Source organism: Candidatus Nitrotoga sp. BS, from assembly GCF_927797785.1.
Lineage (GTDB): Bacteria > Pseudomonadota > Gammaproteobacteria > Burkholderiales > Gallionellaceae > Nitrotoga.
The window spans coordinates 1-18,548 of the sequence record NZ_CAKMLL010000089.1; the positions used below are offsets into that span (position 1 = coordinate 1).

General features: G+C 48.8%; 17 protein-coding genes, 1 other RNA gene and 1 pseudogene. 7 read left to right on the plus strand and 12 right to left on the minus strand.

From position 1 onward, the window contains the following. Positions 1-345: 345 nt before the first annotated feature. Complete coding sequence (locus MJ769_RS11225; protein WP_239237231.1) at positions 346-1,101, minus strand: fused MFS/spermidine synthase; 756 nt, start codon at positions 1,099-1,101, stop codon at positions 346-348. Between the two features lie 64 nt (positions 1,102-1,165). Continuing rightward, complete coding sequence (locus tag MJ769_RS11230) at positions 1,166-2,032, minus strand: NAD(P)H-hydrate dehydratase (RefSeq protein ID WP_239237232.1); 867 nt, start codon at positions 2,030-2,032, stop codon at positions 1,166-1,168. A gap of 80 nt (positions 2,033-2,112) precedes the next feature. On the opposite strand from MJ769_RS11230, the gene purL reads away from it, so the two are divergent. Next, complete coding sequence (purL, locus tag MJ769_RS11235) at positions 2,113-6,075, plus strand: phosphoribosylformylglycinamidine synthase (RefSeq protein WP_239237233.1); 3,963 nt, start codon at positions 2,113-2,115, stop codon at positions 6,073-6,075. Between the two features lie 69 nt (positions 6,076-6,144). Here the strand turns inward: purL and MJ769_RS11240 are convergent, their stop codons facing one another. The 9 genes and pseudogenes from MJ769_RS11240 to MJ769_RS11280 form a co-directional block, all read right to left on the minus strand. After that, positions 6,145-6,840 carry a peptidylprolyl isomerase gene (locus tag MJ769_RS11240; RefSeq protein ID WP_239237234.1) on the minus strand — a complete coding sequence of 232 codons (696 nt, stop codon included), beginning with the start codon at positions 6,838-6,840 and terminating at the stop codon, positions 6,145-6,147. 126 nt (positions 6,841-6,966) lie between these two features. Continuing rightward, complete coding sequence (locus tag MJ769_RS11245; RefSeq protein ID WP_239237235.1) at positions 6,967-7,257, minus strand: BolA family protein; 291 nt, start codon at positions 7,255-7,257, stop codon at positions 6,967-6,969. Further along, positions 7,254-7,556, minus strand: coding sequence for a YciI family protein (locus MJ769_RS11250; protein WP_239237236.1), 303 nt, complete (start codon positions 7,554-7,556; stop codon positions 7,254-7,256). The genes MJ769_RS11245 and MJ769_RS11250 overlap by 4 nt, the downstream gene beginning before the upstream one ends. Beyond that, a pseudogene (locus tag MJ769_RS11255) lies at positions 7,557-7,712 on the minus strand (septation protein IspZ); the annotation flags it as partial. Between the two features lie 228 nt (positions 7,713-7,940). Further along, positions 7,941-8,867, minus strand: a complete 927-nt coding sequence (locus tag MJ769_RS11260) for a hypothetical protein (protein WP_239237237.1) — start codon at positions 8,865-8,867, stop codon at positions 7,941-7,943. A 156-nt stretch (positions 8,868-9,023) separates the two neighbouring features. Beyond that, a complete protein-coding gene (locus MJ769_RS11265; protein WP_239237238.1) occupies positions 9,024-9,566 on the minus strand; it encodes a septation protein A in 543 nt (180 codons plus the stop codon). 22 nt (positions 9,567-9,588) lie between these two features. Continuing rightward, positions 9,589-9,984: a peptide-methionine (R)-S-oxide reductase MsrB gene (msrB, locus tag MJ769_RS11270; protein WP_239237239.1), complete on the minus strand. Its 396-nt coding sequence runs from the start codon at positions 9,982-9,984 to the stop codon at positions 9,589-9,591. A 106-nt stretch (positions 9,985-10,090) separates the two neighbouring features. Next, positions 10,091-11,506, minus strand: a complete 1,416-nt coding sequence (locus tag MJ769_RS11275) for a PhoH family protein (protein ID WP_239237240.1) — start codon at positions 11,504-11,506, stop codon at positions 10,091-10,093. 8 nt (positions 11,507-11,514) lie between these two features. Further along, entirely contained in the window at positions 11,515-11,976 is a 462-nt protein-coding gene (locus tag MJ769_RS11280; protein ID WP_239237241.1) for a peroxiredoxin, read from the minus strand. Between the two features lie 76 nt (positions 11,977-12,052). Between MJ769_RS11280 and MJ769_RS11285 the strand changes: the two genes are divergently transcribed. Beyond that, positions 12,053-12,226 carry a hypothetical protein gene (locus MJ769_RS11285; protein WP_239237242.1) on the plus strand — a complete coding sequence of 58 codons (174 nt, stop codon included), beginning with the start codon at positions 12,053-12,055 and terminating at the stop codon, positions 12,224-12,226. A gap of 76 nt (positions 12,227-12,302) precedes the next feature. Here the strand turns inward: MJ769_RS11285 and MJ769_RS11290 are convergent, their stop codons facing one another. Beyond that, positions 12,303-14,228: an ATP-dependent DNA helicase gene (locus tag MJ769_RS11290; RefSeq protein WP_239237243.1), complete on the minus strand. Its 1,926-nt coding sequence runs from the start codon at positions 14,226-14,228 to the stop codon at positions 12,303-12,305. A gap of 229 nt (positions 14,229-14,457) precedes the next feature. On the opposite strand from MJ769_RS11290, the gene ssrA reads away from it, so the two are divergent. From ssrA to MJ769_RS11315, 5 genes are all read left to right on the plus strand, one after another. After that, positions 14,458-14,826, plus strand: a transfer-messenger RNA (tmRNA) gene (gene ssrA, locus MJ769_RS11295). Positions 14,827-14,989: 163 nt separating this feature from the next. Continuing rightward, positions 14,990-16,201: a tyrosine-type recombinase/integrase gene (locus tag MJ769_RS11300; protein ID WP_239237244.1), complete on the plus strand. Its 1,212-nt coding sequence runs from the start codon at positions 14,990-14,992 to the stop codon at positions 16,199-16,201. 531 nt (positions 16,202-16,732) lie between these two features. Continuing rightward, the gene (locus tag MJ769_RS11305; protein WP_239237245.1) at positions 16,733-16,966 is read left to right on the plus strand and encodes a helix-turn-helix transcriptional regulator; all 234 of its coding nucleotides are present in this window, start codon (positions 16,733-16,735) and stop codon (positions 16,964-16,966) included. A gap of 163 nt (positions 16,967-17,129) precedes the next feature. Next, entirely contained in the window at positions 17,130-17,840 is a 711-nt protein-coding gene (locus MJ769_RS11310) for a Bro-N domain-containing protein (protein WP_239237246.1), read from the plus strand. A gap of 12 nt (positions 17,841-17,852) precedes the next feature. After that, positions 17,853-18,545: a hypothetical protein gene (locus MJ769_RS11315; RefSeq protein ID WP_239237247.1), complete on the plus strand. Its 693-nt coding sequence runs from the start codon at positions 17,853-17,855 to the stop codon at positions 18,543-18,545. Positions 18,546-18,548: the final 3 nt, after the last annotated feature.

Genomic DNA, 18,548 nt, shown 5'->3' on the forward strand with positions numbered 1-18,548 from the left:
TTTTTTTCGAGTAACGCAGTATTGTGACGAAAATTGGATTTTTAGAGGTGCCCTTGATATAACAAGTAAGTTCAGATTGCGATCACGAAAGGCGAGTCACAATCTGAACCATTTGTTAGGCAAGCATCGGTCTGGATGAGAGTTTTTTATATTGAAATATATTTTTGATCTGCACGGTTTTCTGAGGGCGGATTTGCTTCATTCGCCACCGTCCCAAACTTTCATCGTTGCCATTGTAGCAACACCTTCATTCCGAACCATATCTGCGGACGAGTTATCCTCCTTCAATAGCTAGCCTTTTTCTCGCAAGAAAATCGTGGGCTTTCGCGTTAATAATAAGCATCGTTATATCTCAAGCATGCCGCCTTGACAGGTCTTTGCGTTCTCCAGTCGCGTCAGGGTTGGCAGCAGGTTGAGGCCAGTATTTTGTTTTAAAATTAGCGCTTGACCCTTCAGATCATTCATCGAAATGCAAATTGGTTCGCCCGCTGTGGCAAAGGCAATGGCGTTGCCGCTGTCGCAGGAAGGAAAAGCCAAGACACGGCCATCGAAAGCACTACGGATGCGTTCGACACTATTTTTGAACCCACGGCTGCGACCCAAAAGATTGACAGCCATGATGCCATTTTCGCTCAGATGGGCGCGTGCAACTTGATAGAACGGCAAGGTATCGAGCGCGCCAGCACGGGCATTGGCATCAAATCCATCCACTAGTATCAGGTCATAGGACTGCTCGCTGTTGGCTATAAATTCGGCACCATCAGCAATCACTATTTTCAATCGCTTGGGGTCTTCCGGCAGCTTGAAGAATTGCCGGGCTGCAGCGACGACCCCGGGTTCGATTTCTACCACAGTGAGTTTGGCCAGTGGTTGGTTGCGATAAAGAAATTTGGTTAGTGAGGCGGCACCGAGACCAATCAATAATACCTTGCGGGGAAAACGGGTCTCCTCGCGAAATAGTAAGCTCGCCATCATTTCTTTGGTGTAATCGAGCTCCAGGTTCCATGGACGCGCGATGCGCATCGCACCTTGGATCCACTCAGAACCAAAGTGCAGGGTGCGTACACCGGACTCCTCGCGAATATCTATAGAGAGGCTCATGCTGTTTACCGAATTTTTTGTTTTTTTCAGCTGCTTTGCGTGGATACAGGTATGTGTAATGAAGTTATTTGCTTTGTATTATCCATTGGTTTATCAGCCAGCGCGCCGATTCTGTCACTTCAGTGGCTGTCATGCCGATTGTAATTTTCTGTTTTGCCATTGCATCGCCTGCTGCGCCATGCAGATGCACTGCCAATAATAAGGCTTGATCCACATCTAATCCTTGGGCGATAAAGGCTGCGATCATGCCAGTCAGTACATCGCCCATACCGGGACTGCTCATGCCGGGGTTGCCGATTTTGTTTACATATATTTTGCCATTGCGAGTGACACACAGGCTGTGTGCTCCTTTCAATACCACGGTGCTATGAAAGCGTTTAGCCAGTTCCTGTACGGCTTCGGAGCGTGCGGCCTGCACTTCTTCAGTGGTGCAGCCGAGCAGGCGTGCGGCTTCACCAGGATGTGGGGTAATGACGCTGGCATTCTGGCGAGAAATCAATACAGTGCGCAAGTCTGGGCGGATGGCAAGAATGTTAAGTGCGTCAGCATCAAGTACCAGAGCGGTATCCAGCTGGAGTGCATCTTGCAAAACTTTCTGGGCAATGTCGTTGTGCCCCATGCCGCAGCCGATGGCTAGCGCATCCAGCTTGGGCAGACGCAATACCGTTTGTGCGTTATGCAGCATTAACTCGGGTTGCAATATATCAACGCTCAGAGCGTTTTCCGCCAGCATGCCGACATGTACGCAGCCAGCCCCCAGTTTGAGCGCCGCTCGCGCAGCCAGCAGAGGTGCGCCAACCATGCCGCTGGCCCCTCCTATGACGGCTGCTGTACCAAAGTTTCCTTTGTGGCTGTCACGCGGGCGAGGGGATAGAAAGGCTGCAACTTGTTTTTGTGTAATGGCGGGGATGCGCGGTGCGGCGGTTGGCATGAATGTATTTTCCTTCGGGTGGAAATGAGGTCGCATAGTATAATGGCAAGCTGTTTTTAACAGCCCCTGAGAACCTTTTTATGTTCCGCGTCTCCCCCGGCAAGTCCGCGCTGTCTTCCTTCCGTCTTGAAAAATTGCGTGCTGTTATCAGCAACGCCCTGCCCAATATACAGATAGCAGATGCATGCCATTGGTATTTTGTGGAGCTCAATGCGGATTTATTAGTCACTGAAGCCAGCTTGTTGGGTACATTGCTCGATTTAGAGGATGCGATAGAAGGGGAGGGAGGGCATAGTGGTGAGAACGGGTTGCAACATCTGCTAGTTGTGCCGCGCTTGGGTACCATCTCGCCGTGGTCATCTAAGGCTACTGATATTGTGCAGCATTGCAGTTTGCAAATAGTTAGGCGCATTGAGCGCGGCGTTGTGTATTCCGTCAAGACTAAGAATGGTAAAGCGCTGACGCAAGCAGAGCTTAAAGCGTTGCTGCCGCTACTGCATGACCGTATGACTGAGTCCGTGTTTGATCCTGTGGATAGTCTCAAAACAGGCTTCTATGATGTGGCAGAAAAGATTTTCCGTCAGGGTGAGCCACTGCCGCTTTCTATTGTGGACATACTGCTAGGCGGCAATGCGGCGCTAGCTGCAGCAAATATTGAGATGGGACTGGCGTTGTCCAGCGATGAGATTGATTATTTGGTGGAGAGTTTCCATCGAATAGGGCGCAATCCTACCGATGTAGAGTTAATGATGTTTGCACAGGCGAACTCCGAACATTGCCGTCACAAGATTTTCAATGCGGATTGGGTGATAGACGATGAGCAGCAGGCGATCTCGCTGTTCGGCATGATCCGCAATACCCATAAGCTTCATCCGGAAGGTACGGTGGTTGCGTATTCTGATAATTCCTCTGTGATTGAAGGCGCGCGCATTGAGCGTTTCTATCCGCGCACCGATGGTGGCTATGCCTATAGAGATGAGTTGACGCACACCTTGATGAAAGTGGAAACGCATAACCATCCCACGGCAATCTCGCCTTACGCCGGTGCTGCCACTGGAGCGGGTGGCGAGATACGCGATGAAGGTGCGACTGGTGCGGGTTCCAAACCCAAGGCAGGGCTAACTGGGTTCTCTGTGTCAAATTTGAATATTCCTGGCTTTGAACAGCCGTGGGAAATTGCCAGCGGCGCTCTCGCTAACTCTCTTCCGGGTGGAGATGGAGCTCATCCGATTTATGGCAAGCCGTCACGCATCGCTTCCGCCTTGCAGATCATGCTGGAAGGACCACTTGGTGGTGCAGCGTTCAATAATGAGTTTGGCCGTCCAAATCTTGCAGGTTATTTCCGCACCTTTGAAGAGACCGTCAACGACGAGGTGCGCGGGTACCACAAGCCCATCATGCTGGCGGGTGGGGTGGGCAGTATCGCGGCGCAGCATACTCACAAACATGCGTTACCTGTGGGCGCGCTACTGATCCAACTGGGCGGGGCAGGGATGTTGATCGGTCTGGGCGGCGGTGCAGCATCCAGTATGGATACAGGTTCCAATACGGAAAATCTGGATTTTGCTTCGGTGCAACGCGGTAATCCGGAGATGCAACGTCGCGCGCAGGAAGTGATTGATCGTTGCTGGCAGATGGGTAACAACAACATTATCTGGTCCATACACGATGTTGGTGCGGGCGGTATTTCCAATGCTTTGCCGGAACTAGTGCATGGCGGTGGACGCGGTGCTCGTTTTGAATTGCGTGCGGTTCCTTCTGAAGAACGCGGTATGTCGCCCATGCAGATTTGGAGCAACGAAGCGCAGGAGCGCTATGTACTGGCGATTGATCCGGCACGTTTAGATGAGTTCAAAGCCTTGTGCGAGCGTGAGCGCTGTCCCTTCGCAGTATTGGGGCATGCAATTACCGATGACCAATTGATCGTGCATGACGAATTATTTAAAAATAATGCGGTGGATATGCCGTTGTCAGTACTGTTGGGCAAGCCTCCTAAAATGACGCGTAATGTAAAGCGTGAGGTTGTGAAGCTTCCTGCATTTGATGTCAGCAAAATAAATCTTAAAGATGCAATTGAGCGCACGTTGCGCTTACCCTCCGTGGCCGACAAAACTTTCCTTGTCAGTATCGGTGACCGTACTGTGGGTGGCTTGACTGCACGCGACCAGATGGTGGGGCCGTGGCAAGTTCCAGTCGCGGATGTGGCAGTTACTTTGATGGGCTTCAATACGGCACTGGGCGAGGCTTTTGCTTTGGGTGAGCGCACACCGCTGGCGGTGTTGAACGCACCAGCTTCCGGGCGAATGGCTGTGGGCGAGGCAATTACCAACATTGCAGCGGCGCGCATCGAAAAAATTGGCGACATCAAGCTATCGGCCAACTGGATGGCCGCCGCTGGCCATCACGGCGAAGATGCAGCGCTGTTTGACACCGTACGTGCGGTGGGCATGGAACTGTGCCCGCAACTTGGCATTAGTATTCCAGTGGGTAAGGATTCCATGTCCATGCGTACAGCATGGCAGGAAGGCACCGAGAAGAAGGCGGTAACGGCTCCATTGTCGCTGATCGTGACAGCCTTTGCGCCGTGCATGGATGCACATTTAACAATGACGCCGCAATTGGCAGCCAATTTAGACACTGTATTGCTACTGATTGATCTGGGCGAGGGCAGAAACCGAATGGGCGGCTCGGCGCTGGCGCAAGTGTATAAGCAGGTGGGTAATATTGGGCCCGATTTGGATGATGCGGGCAAGCTGAAAATATTTTTCGACGTTATTCAGCGCCTGAATGGTGAGGGCAAGTTGCTGGCTTATCATGACCGTTCGGACGGTGGCTTGTTTACCACGCTGTGCGAAATGGCATTTGTTAGCCATATCGGTCTGACCATAAATATTGATGAATTGGCGGGAGATAACCTAAGTATATTGTTTAACGAAGAGCTGGGTGCGGTGGTGCAGGTAAATTGCCGCGATTTGCAGTATGTACTAGACGTGTGCCATAGCGCTGGGCTTGCAGCGGTACGTTCGATAGCTACACTGAATATGAGCGGCATGATAGATATCGTGCAACAAGATAAAGTATTGTTCAGCGAGGCTGGCGTAAAGCTGAGGCGTATCTGGTCGGAAACGACTTACCGGATGCAGAAACTACGTGACAACCCGGCTTGCGCCCAGCAGGAATATGACCGCGTCCTGGATGCTGCCGATCCTGGCTTGCATATGAAACTCACTTACGACCTGAACGAAAATATTACTGCGCCCGCGCTGTTGAAATTACGTCCTCCGATCGCAATTTTGCGTGAACAGGGTGTAAACGGCCATGTTGAGATGGCGGCGGCATTTGACCGAGCTGGCTTTGCTGCGGTAGACGTGCATATGAGCGACATCATCACTGGCCGCGTGAAATTGGCGAATTTTAAAGGGGTGGCGGCGTGTGGCGGTTTTTCTTATGGCGATGTACTCGGGGCGGGTAAAGGCTGGGCAAAATCCATCTTGTTCAATCCGCGCGCGCGTGATGAGTTCGAAGCCTTCTTCAATCGCGATGATACTTTTGCTCTGGGCGTGTGTAATGGCTGTCAGATGATGAGCAATTTGCATGAAATTATTCCAGGAGCAGAACATTGGGCTCATTTTGAGCGGAATGTGTCAGAGCAGTTTGAGGCGCGTTTCGTGATGGTGGAAGTGCAGCCCTCGCCCTCGATCTTGTTTGATGGCATGGCAGGGAGTCGTATGCCGATCGTGGTGGCGCACGGCGAGGGATATGCCAATTTTGGTAACGACAAACGTTTGAAGGCGGCGAAACAACTGGTCACACTACGCTATGTGAACAATTACGGTCAGCCGACAGATATTTATCCGCTTAATCCCAACGGTTCGCCACAAGGTATTACCGGACTGACCACCGCTAATGGACGATTCAGTATTATGATGCCGCACCCAGAACGGCTGTTCCGAGCCTTACAGTATTCATGGCGTCCAGCAGAATGGAAGGAGAATGGAGCATGGTTAAAAATGTTTCAGAATGCGCGCAAATGGGTTAGTTAATCGTTTGCAAATGTGCATGCAAAATAAAAAGGCGACCTAAGGTCGCCTTTTATTTTTACTTAAATCAGTTTATTCAATCTTTGCTTTGGCACGCATGTCAGCGACAGCTTTGAGTATTGCTTGTTGTTGCAAGCGTTTCAATATGTTCCCTTTTACATCCCGGTAATCAGGGAATTTGAAATCACGCACACCTTCTTGCTTAATCAGATGCCAGCCAGCCTCAGATTTTACTGGTTCACTTACCCCATCCTTTTTAAGACTTACCAGCGCATCAGCAAATGTTGGCGTGAAATTGCCTGGCAGAGCCCAACCCAGTGCACCACCATTGTCACGCGAACCCTGATCCAAGGAATGTTTTTTTGCCAGCTCTTCAAACTTTCCCTTCTTTTTTAATTGGGCGGCAATCGATTTCGCTTCACTTTCAGTTTTTACCAAAATGTGTCGTGTGTTGTATTCCTTGCCTCCAGTTGTTTTTTTGATATTTTCAAATTCTTGCTTGATCAAGTCTTCGCTAATTGGGTGATTAATAAGGTAATTCTGTAAAAATGCATTGACAAGAACAGTCTGTTTGGCTAGCTCAAATTGACTAATGGTTTCGGGTAGTTTATCGAAACCCTGCTTTACCGCTTCTTGTGCCATTATTTCACGGTTGACTAATTCCTCTTTAATTGCAGAACGCAGTTCAGGAGAATCTTCGGTTCCTTTAGAAGCGGCAGTCTTAACATGCATGTCAAGGCTAGCTTGCGAGATGATGGTGCCATTCACTACCGCGACAGGTTTGTGTTGCGCATAAGCCTGATTCACTGCAAGTGCAGAAAACAGAGTGATAGTGGCAAGTTTTGAAAATTTGAGCATCGTTCTGTCCTTAAAGTTAGAAAGTTAAATTAAAAATTATATTTCTTCTGGTGTATAGGCAGCAATTGCCAGTGCATGAATTTCATGCTTCATCATGTCTCCCAACGCGGAATATACCATACGGTGACGTGTCAAAGTTGGCATGCTGGTAAACTGTGGGGACACAATCAGAAGGCGATAATGTCCACCACCACCACGAGCGCCAACATGTCCTGCATGCTTATGACTATCATCGACAATTTCTATTTTTGTGGGTTGAAGCGCCGCAAGGAGGCTATTCATCTGCTCTATGCGGATGTTTGAGTGATCGGATGCGGGATGGTTCATATTGGAAATACTTTCTTAAACGGTTTGACCTGCATTTGAACATAAACCCCAGCGGCCATATAGGGGTCAGCCTGTGCCCATGTTTCCGCGTCCTTTAAATTAGCAAATTCCGCCACGATCAAGCTGCCGGAAAAGCCTGCAGCACCTGGGTCAACAGCATCCACAGATGGAAAAGGGCCAGCCAGAATTAAACGCCCTTCGTTTTGCAGTGCCTGTAACCTTGCTAGGTGTGCAGGTCGTGCTGCCAGACGTTTTGTTAGACTGTCAGGTACATCATGGCCAATAATGGTGTATAGCATTTAACTTCTTTCTTCCTCTTCATTCATGTATTTCGACAGCGCCATTGCTTGCAGCAATACGAATACTAGCATCATTCCAGTGGCACCGAAGAGTTTGAAATTAACCCATGCATCTGTAGAAAAATTAATTGCAATATATAAGTTTACGACGCTGAGATGGCGAAGAACAAATCCTAACCGACATAAACTGGATTTTACACTTTAAGCTGGGAGTGGAAGTTTTTCTTGCGGCAAAGTTCGCATCAAAAAGAAAACTGAAAAAACCGAAATGCCTGCGGCGCAGATTACGCTGTTATGAAAGATTGATTTTTATAAGTGATTAGTCCGAATTGCTTTAAAAACGCATCGGACTAATATTTTTGTAATGTCCAAGCAAAATACTTGTTATCGAATTTCACGCAATCGAAAATTCTGCTCAGATTCACGCCAATCGATAATTGCATTTTTACCGGCTGACGGAAAATCAGTGATTACAGCTTCTCGTTTCAGGCCACGAATAAATTCACCTGCAGGAACCACAACGGTGAAACGCGTAGGCTCGCCAATCGCTACGTCCTTCACAAAAAGCTGGAGTGTGTGCTCGCCTTCACCTAAAAGATTAAAATTAAGTAGCTGACTAAAACCCGCGTTTTGATGGCCACAGACTGATGTTACATCGCCTCTGGCTGATTCGCCCCCAACGCGTACACGCTCTCCACCATCAATGCTAATTTCAACACGGTCGGCCACACATGCCCAACCAGAGATCAGCCCCACCCCGCTCTGAGTGCTCCCTGGTGAGGGATTTTCGATAAGCGCTTTTCCGGCTTGCTCTAAGGTAAGCACAACAAATTCTTTCGTTAAGGTAGTCGTGTTCATGGACTGACCGTCTAAATTGTCACCCGGTTCTCCTACGGCGGAAAGTTTGTACACGCCTGGACCAAAATTTCCAAGGAAAATACTTTGGACGACTGGCCCTTCGTTAGCCCCTAAAAATCCACAAAGGGGCGAGAAACCATAGCGGACTCTTTTTACGACAACATTGAATCCATCGATAGTAACCAATGGAGAACCGAGAATTTTTTGCTCATCAAGTTCGGGGATTGTTGTATAGCATGTAACACGATATACCGTTGCGACAACCGCAGTACCGTCGTTGCTAACGCCTGGTTCTGTTGTGATGCTCACAGGGTATTTAGGATATATCTCTATATTGGGTTTATCACGATCAGTGAGTTTGGGTAATACACTTTGCGCATTGGCGTCAACGGTAATACAAGCCGCCAGAAGCATCACCGCTAAATAAAATCGGCTGTGTAGTTTAGTTTCCATATATTTCTACCTCTCTCCAAGCGAGCCACGAACTGCCCGTTGTATCAGATGATATTCGAACTGTAAGGCCTGCAGCCGTGCCACGTGTGCGGGGTGTGTTGCTAGATGTTTTGTTAGACTGTCAGGTACATCATGGCCGATAATGGTATATAAAATTTAACTATTTTCTTCCTCTTCATTCATGTATTTCGACAGCGCCATTGCTTGCAGCAATACGAATACTAGCATCATTCCGGTGGCACCGAAGAGTTTGAAATTAACCCAAGCATCTGTAGAAAAGTTGAATGCGACATATAAATTTACAACACCGAGTATGACAAAAAATAGACTCCAGCCCAAGTTGACTTGGTTCCATACCTTAGTTGGAAGCGTGAGTTTTTCCTGCAGTAAAGAACGCATCAGGTTCTTTTTTAAGAATAGATTGGAACCCAACAGTATGGTGGCGAACACCCAATACAAAATAGTGGGTTTAAATTTAATAAATGTCTCATCGTGAAGAATAAGTGTCGCGCCACCAAATACGGCAATGATGGCAAAGCTTACCCATAGCATGGTATCTACCTTGCCATGCCGCCATTTAACCCACCCAATTTGGGCAATAATGGCGGCAATTGCAGTACCTGTGGCAACATAAATGTTGAACATTTTGAAAGCGACAAAGAACAGAATAACGGGGAACAGGTCGAAGAATAATTTCATGGTGATAAATTATGGAGGGGAATTATTTTCGGTCTAGTGTCAGTGCGGCGGAGTTGATGCAGTAGCGTAGTCCGGTTGGTTTCGGCCCATCTTCGAATACATGACCAAGATGGGCATCACAGCGGCTGCACAACACTTCCGCGCGCTCCATGCCATGACTGTCATCTTTTTTTACAGAGATGCTGTCAGGCTGGTGCGGCTGCCAGAAACTGGGCCAGCCGCTGCCGGATTCGTATTTCACATCTGAATCGAACAGTGAGTGACCACAGCACACACAACGATACAGTCCACTGTCATGGCAATCCCAATACGTACCAGTAAATGCGGGTTCAGTGCCGCACTGGCGGCATACTTTGTATTGTTCAGGGGTAAGCTCGTCGCGCCAGATTGCGTCTGATTTTTGGATTTTTTCGCTCATTTAGGTAATCTTGAAAATAGGGAATCTGGCAAACCTTCTCCCAAACTTCTCATGTCAGTACAAGGTGTTTGGCAGGGTTGAAATTGAGTTAACGAATGATGGTTGCTCACAGCACCTCTCCGGCATGGTCAGCCAGACGTGAACGTTCCCCTCTTTGTAAGGTGACATGCCCACTGTGTTGCCAACCCTTGAAGCGATCCACTACATAAGTCAACCCGGAGCTGCCTTCGGTCAGGTAAGGTGTATCAATCTGTGCGATGTTGCCCATACATACTACCTTGGTGCCTGGGCCAGCGCGTGTGATAAGCGTTTTCATCTGTTTGGGTGTGAGGTTTTGGGCTTCATCAATGATCAGATATTTATTCAAAAAAGTTCGACCACGCATGAAGTTAAGGGACTTTATCTTGATGCGCGAACGGATCAGGTCGCGCGTGGCGGCTCGCCCCCATTCCCCGCTTTCGGCGCTAGGTTGGTTGAGTACATCCAAATTGTCATCTAGTGCGCCCATCCAGGGCGACATTTTCTCTTCCTCGGTACCGGGTAAAAAACCAATGTCTTCACCAACCGGCACGGTGACGCGGGTCATGATGATTTCTGAATACAATTTTTGTTCCAGCATTTGCTCTAATCCAGCGGCAAGAGTTAGCAGGGTCTTGCCGGTACCAGCCTGACCGAGCAGGGTGACAAAGTCAATTTCCGGATTCATCAAAAGATTGAGCACAAAGCTTTGCTCGCGATTCCGTGCCGTAATTCCCCAAATTGCATTTTTCGTATGAGTATGGTCAGTCAAAGTGCGCAACATAGCAGTGTTGTCATTCTGTTCTGTGACTACCGCATAGAAAGGATTGTTGCCGTCCTCTTGATAGACAAACTGATTTAACAGCATGTCTCGGCATAGCGGCCCTTGAATATCGTAAAAAGTGTGTTCACCTTGCGACCCGGATTTCATGTTCTTGCCATGCTTGTCCCAGAAATCCTGCGGTAACGCCAGTACGCCGGTGTAAAGCAGGTCGGTATCTTCCAGCACCTTGTCATTAAAATAATCCTGTGCATCCAGTCCCAACGCACGCGCTTTAATGCGCATGTTGATATCCTTGCTGACCAAGATTACGGAACGCTTGGGCTGCTGATTGTGGAGGAACATGACTACCCCGAGGATAGCGTTGTCGGCTTTGCCGATCGCCATATTGGCAGGCAATTCGCTGGTGATGAACTGGGTTTGTAAAAACAGGCGGCCGGTAGCGGCCTTGTTGCCTGGCGTTTGTAATGGCACGCCGACATCAATGTTTTGTGTGCTTTCGCTTATTAAAGAGTCGAGGAACCGGCTAGCCTGCCGGGCATTGCGTGCGACTTCAGTCATGCCTTTTTTATTATTGTCCAGCTCTTCCAGCACAAATATCGGTAAGTAAATGTCATGTTCCTCAAAACGAAACAGGCTGGTTGGATCGTGCATTAGCACATTGGTATCCAACACAAATAACTTGGTAGTAAGGTTTGCAGCCAATGTTTTTTTTGGGGGCATGATGTTCCTTATGTGGTTAGAGATTGCACGAATTGCAGTACTTCCTGAGCATGGCCGTCAACTTTAACACTGCGCCATTCACCGCGCAGTATGCCGTCTCGATCGAGCACAAAAGTGCTGCGCTCAATGCCTCGCACTTGTTTACCATACAGATTCTTCAGCTTGATTACGCCGAATTGTTCACATACTGTTTCGTCTGAATCGACAAGTAGAGCGAACGGCAGGCTGAACTTGGCTTTGAATTTTTCATGCGATTCTATGCTGTCGCGTGAAATACCAACTACTTCACAATCAGCTTTTTTAAAATCTGCATACAGATCGCGGAATTGCTGGCTCTCAGTCGTGCAACCCGGCGTGTCGTCCTTGGGGTAGAAATAAATCACTAGCGATTTGTCGCGTGCGGCAAAAAGTTTGAAAGTTACGCTGCCCGTGGCTGGTATTTCGAAATCGTCAATCTGTTGATTAAGCATTTAGGTAATTCCACATTTAGGAGATGCCATTGTTGACAAAATTCCCGTACAAGGCAAGCATCTCATGGACTAATGCGTGAAAAGCATATTCGTTCAGCGTGATGAAGGTCAGGTAATTGCCCCGTCCTGTTTGATTAAATCCACTTCTGAGGATGGCACGGAAGCGGGTTGGAGCTGCAGTGAGCAGATGGGATATCAATCTCGACAGGCAAAGACGGGTAATTTGAGCGGAGAACACAAGACAGGATAAATATATCCCCAAGGGCCTACCGTTTTGAGAATGCTTGATGGCCTGATATTCAAATTACATGTGCCAGCACGGAAAATTACGCAAAAAACTCTACCGCCTCACTTAAATCACGCGTGCGCTTGAATGGCGGCAAGCTCTGCCATATGCGCTTGCCGTAGGATTTTGCTATCAAACGCGGGTCACAGATCATCAGTACGCCGCGATCGGTCTCGTCTCGAATCAAGCGTCCCGCACCTTGCTTAAGATTAATTACCGTGCGGGGTAATTGATATTCCATGAAGGCGTTACGTCCCTGGCTGGTTATCAGTGCTAGGCGCGCCGCCAGCACCGGGTCATCCGGTGGAGCGAACGGCAGTTTGTCAATTACAACTAGCGAAAGAGCTTCGCCGCGCACATCTACGCCTTCCCAAAACGACTGGCTGCCCAGCAGTATGGCGTTGCCATGTTCGCGGAAGCGGCTCAACAGCTCATTACGCGAACCTTCGCCTTGCAACATCAACGGAAAGTCAAGATTCTTGCGTTCGAACTCAGCCGTTAAAATCTCATGAGCGCGCTGCATGGCGCGCAAGCTGGTGAACAGCAAAAATGCACGTCCCTTGCTGGCTTCGATCAACGGAAGAGCCGCCTGCACCACCGCTTCGGTATAGCCAAAACTATTAGGGTCTAGCATATTTTGTGGCACATATAGCAACGCCTGTTCAGGGTAGTTGAAAGGGCTATCCCAGCACGCGGTTTGAGCTTCCAATAACCCCATTTCGGATTGATAGTGCGAGAAATCCTGCTTCACTGTGATTGTGGCTGACGTGAAAATCCATGCACGTGGGTGGCCATTAATTTGCTTGGAAAATATTTCCGCTATCGACAACGGCGTTGTGTTGAGTTGCACGGATTGGTGGAATATTTCCAGCCAGCGCACCCTATCCACTTGTTCTTTGTCCTGCCACTGTAAAATTTTCTGCGCTATCACCAGCCCCCGTTGCCAGCAACTTTCCAGTCCCTCGCTACGCTCAGCTTGCTTCTCCAACAAGCTGTTAACCTGCTTAAGCTTTTCGTTCAACACGACTATAGCCTCTGCCCAGCCGGATAAATCTTCAATGGCGATGGCAGTCACGCGCCCCTCGCTCTGTTTGAACACCAGGCGCAAGTCGCGCGCGGCTTTGTCCAGCGCGTCTGTGGCGGTGGGAAGCGCGGCAAAGTCTTTAGCCGAAATCGCCGCCTCCAGCCGCGCATCTCGTGCCAGCTCGATGATTTGTGACGTCGAAATACTCTCGCCAAAAAACAAGCTGGCGGTCTCGGGCAATTGGTGTGCTTCGTCGAAAATAACCGTATTGCAGGCTGGCAGCAATTCCGCCAGACCTTCGTCGCGCAGCATCAAATCGGCGAAAAACAAATGATGGTTCACCACCACCACATCGGCCTTCATCGCCTCTTTGCGCGCTTTAAGTACAAAGCAATCTTTATGATGCGGGCACTCCTGCCCCAGGCAGTTATCGCGTGTGGAAGTCACCTGCATCCAGATAAGAGCATTCTCTGGCACATCGCTCACACCGCTCTTGTCGCCGGATTGGGTGATTTTTGCGTATTTCGCAATTTTGGCTAGATGGCGTGCATCCTCGCGCGTGGTAAAGCGGCCATCAGACTGTGTGCGTTCGAGGTGATAATGGCACAGGTAATTGGAACGACCCTTAAGCAAGGCTATCGAAACCGGTACTTTGAGCGCATCACGCACCGTGGGTAAATCGCGTTGGAACAGTTGATCTTGCAAATTTTTCGTGCCGGTGGAAATAATTACCTTGCCACCGGCGAGCAGGGCAGGGACGAGATAGGCGAAAGTCTTGCCTGTTCCTGTGCCTGCTTCTGCGATAAGTTGTCCGTTTACGGTAATTGCCTGTGCGATGGCTTGCGCCATTTCAACCTGCTGTGGACGCGCGCGAAAATTGGGGATGTGCTCTGCCAACGCACCATCAGGCGAAAATAGTAATGCGATTTTTTTATCTATCATTGTTAAAACAGTAGTCCAACGAGTCAAGCAGCGAAATGATTTGCATGGTATCACTGCATGAAAGCAACAGGTGAAGGATAACCGGGGCAGGCTGCTAGCTGCTCACCCAGAACCCGTTACCCTCTTAAACGACTATTACCGTTAATTGAGAAGGCACTGAACTTCTTCCGCCTTCGACACTCATAACTGCTACAATCTGCTAAGTTTTGTAGCAGATCATATCGAAACCGGGGGCGACTTGGCTTCGACGTGGGTTGCAAAGCAGTGTAGGGCATACCGAGGACCCGCAACCTCGTAAATCAGCTGGAAAACCAATAGTCGCAAACGACGAAAAGTACTCTTTAGCCGCGTAAGTGGTTAAACCTCACACCCTGCTGTCCGTGGAGGGGCTCAAGGTCGTAAGGCCGCGATGAGTGAGGTCATTAACACGGAATCGTGTCATGCAGGGTTACTTTGTATGGCATTAGATTTAGGTAACTCGTTTGGTAGCAGCCTGTCAGTTGGCGTCTATCAGATAAAATTAAAGAACTTGACTAAGTATGTAGAACTGCCTGTAGAGTGCTTGCGGACGCGGGTTCAATTCCCGCCGCCTCCACCAATTTAGTGTTTTAAGCCGTCCAAAGAAGTCCATAAAACCCGCACAGTCACAGGCTCTGCGGGTTTTTTTTGCCCAATCCAGTCTTAAGCCATCTATTGACATCAAGGGGCAGCTGGGGGCAACATTGGGGAATGCTGACTAATAACCGAGAGGTGTTGCCCCCATGTCTCTAACCGATACCGCTGTAAAGAACGTAAAGCCCGGCGACAAGACCGCCCGCCTGTTTGATGGTGGTGGCCTGTATCTGGAAGTTGCCCCCGCTGGGGGCAAGTGGTGGCGGCTCAAGTATCGCTATGACGGCAAGGAAAAACGGCTGTCCCTTGGCGTCTACCCTGACGTGAGCCTGAAAGATGCCAGACAACGCCGGAGTGATGCGCGCAAGTTGCTGGCTGATGGAGTAGACCCCAGCGAAAACCGCAAGGCCGTAAAAGCCGCAAAGACCGAGCGGGGAGCTAACAGCTTTGAAGTAATTGCGCGTGAATGGTTTGCGAAGAATTCCGCCACCTGGTCAGAGAATCACGGCAGCCGAATTATCCGGCGGCTGGAGCGCGATATTTTCCCGTGGATAGGCGGTAGGCCGATTGCCGAGATAAAAGCACAGGAATTGCTGGCAACCCTTCGCAGAGTCGAAGAACGCGGCGCAGTGGAAACCGCACACCGTGCGCACCAAAATTGCGGCCAAGTATTCCGCTATGCCATTGCAACTGGCCGCGCCGAACGAGACCCCTCCCCTGACCTCAAGGGCGCATTGCCCCCGGTGAAACAATCGCACCATGCGGCCATTACCGATCCTAAGGCCGTTGGCGATCTGCTACGCGCCATGGATGGCTATCAGGGTGCTTTCGTTACCAAGTGTGCCCTGCGCCTTGCCCCGCTGGTATTCGTGCGCCCCGGTGAACTGCGCAGGGCGGAGTGGACGGAAATTGACTTTGACAAGGCGGAGTGGAACATTCCCGCCGCGCGGATGAAGATGCGCGAACCGCACCTTGTTCCTCTTTCAACCCAAGCGGTGGAAATTCTGCGCGAACTTCACGCGCTGACTGGTGACGGGCGCTATGTGTTTCCGGGGGCGCGCAGCAATGGCAGGCCGATGAGTGATAATGCAGTGCTGGCCGCACTGCGGCGCATGGGCTTTGCCAAGGATGAAATGAGCGGCCACGGTTTCCGTGCAATGGCACGTACCATCCTTGACGAAGTGCTGGGGGTGCGCCCGGACTTCATCGAACACCAGCTTGCCCATGCCGTACGTGACCCGAACGGGCGCGCATACAACCGTACTGCGCACCTTGCCGAGCGCCGGAAGATGATGCAGCTATGGGCGGACTATCTGGATAAGCTAAAGGTTGGGGCGGAAGTTATACCGCTGTGCGCATAATTTAAAAGGTTTATGCGGGGCAGCATACTTGTAACACAATACTTAAAATTTTTTGAAGGTCACGCAGAAAGGCATAAAAATGCAAAAAACGCGTAAAAATGTACTAAAAAACGATAATATCTCAATAGAATATAAATAGATATGATGAATAAAATCAACACATTATAGCAAGTTAAGTGGCAGTGTCCAATTTTTTGGCGGAAAAATAGAAGTTGAGTTACCATACTCAGCTGCAATGCATCTAGTGGTACACATTGCAACAAACCACTAGGCATAGCGTAAGAGAAAGAAAAGGGTAGGTCTCAAGCTTCCCTTTTCCTTGTTACATGGCAGTAAACCGCCTTTCGGATTTCATTACGGAACTCCAAGGCGATCATAGGCTATTTAAGCACACTTGCGCAACATACCGCATATATGGTATGCGACTCAATTGGACGAGGATAGACTATAACAATCCTTCTTTGAACCTTTTTCTGGTTCTGGTGGGATTGGTTTTGCTGCCTTTCAATGATGTTATTTGAAAGGAATTAATTGAATTACTCAACAAGTAAAAACGACGCGCCAATCCATAAATCTTCCAAACTTTTTCTTCGCCTTACCGATGTCACGCAAATTATTGGCGTATCAGGCTCCAGCATTTGGGCATGGACTAAAGCTGGAAGGTTCCCGAAGCCTCACAAAATATCTGGCAACGTCACGGCATGGGCTTCTGCTGATGTAGAGCGATGGGCTGCTGAACGTATAGCTGATTCGCATAAAAAGTAATCAACCCAGATTGTCCATTCGAGCACGCATCATTGAAAATAATAAAAATTTCTAATGAATACCATTAGATTTATTTTATTGGATTCGTGCCTCTAATGGCCAATCTGGGATCAACTTGGAAGGGTAATAAAACGATTATTTTTAGTTTATATGGGAATTCACTATGGTCATTATGCAAGCCACAATGGAAAGAGGCGCTACTGAGAAGAGCGCCCCACTACAACAACATTCCAAAGAAAATTATTCATTAAAAACGCTCACATTAACTTTATGCAAGGAAGAGGCACGCTTGGACACGCGCTTACTGGCGAAGCATTTGGGCAACACGCCCAAAGCCATAATTAAATTAGTGGACAAGCACAAGCAATGTTTCAGTGAGCTTGGAAAGGTGGTATTTGAAATCTCACCTTTACCGAGTGGACAGCGTGAAAGGTATGGAGCATTAAACGAAGACCAGTGTTATTTGGTGCTTACATTTAGCCGCAACACGGCCAAAGTAAAAGATTTGAAGGTCAAAATGGTTAAAGTGTTTGGTGAGGCACGAAAAGCGCGAGAGCTACGCCATACAGAATACCTGCCAACCTACCACCAGCTTCATGACCAGATTAAAGTTTTGGCCGATGGTTCGCCAAATGAACAGCTAATTCACATGAATTTTAACAAGCTGCTTAACAAAGTTTCTGGAATCAAAGCAGGCATGCGAAGTATGGCAAATCTGCCGACACAATCACTGCTGATAGTAGCTCAATTAATGACACTACAGGCTATGCAATCAGCATCGGATCATAAAGACGGGTACGCCTTAGCAAAGGATGCAACCATGCCTCTGCTGGCGCTTACGGCTGGCAATGTGTTGCAGTTGAAGACCCCGTGATGGTTGCGCTATATGAAAACAAAATCAAACCTTAAACATCCTTACTGTGCAACTGAGCACAGGATAATAGATTCGCCTGCTTATGCTGATATGACGTTTTCCGCACGCTCCCTGCTAGTGCTAATAACCCGACAATTGACTAAGGACAACAACGGCCATTTACAAGCAACATTTACATACATGAAACAGTACGGATTCAGTGTCAACACGCTGAGCCGTGCAACGCATGAATTGATAGCGCACGGTTTTATATACAAAACAAAAAGCGGTGGATTCCATCTAGGGGCTGCGCAGTTTGCAGTAACTTGGCTGACAGTCAAAAACACTCACGGCATTTTTATGACCGGTTTTAAGTCTTGCGCGTGGCGGGACTGGCTACCGTCTGAAAAAAAAACTCGCCCCCCAAAAGTGATGGCTTATAGCCTCAAAAATGGTGAGTTGACCACGCCTACAAGCCCCAAGAGTGAGGCTAGACCGTACCCCAAAAGTGAACATAATGAATATGTACCAATAGATGGGGTTTTTATAGGGGTTAAGTCAGTGAGAAAGAAAGTAACCAGTGAGAACTGTGCAATCGAATATGTAAGAACTCCAGCCCCTGAGTATGAACCTGAATGTTTTGATGGTGAAATTATTAGCCGTGAGCATTACGCTTCTGACTGGGATTATGAACGCGGTGAATTTATCGCTAATGGTGGAACGTAAAAA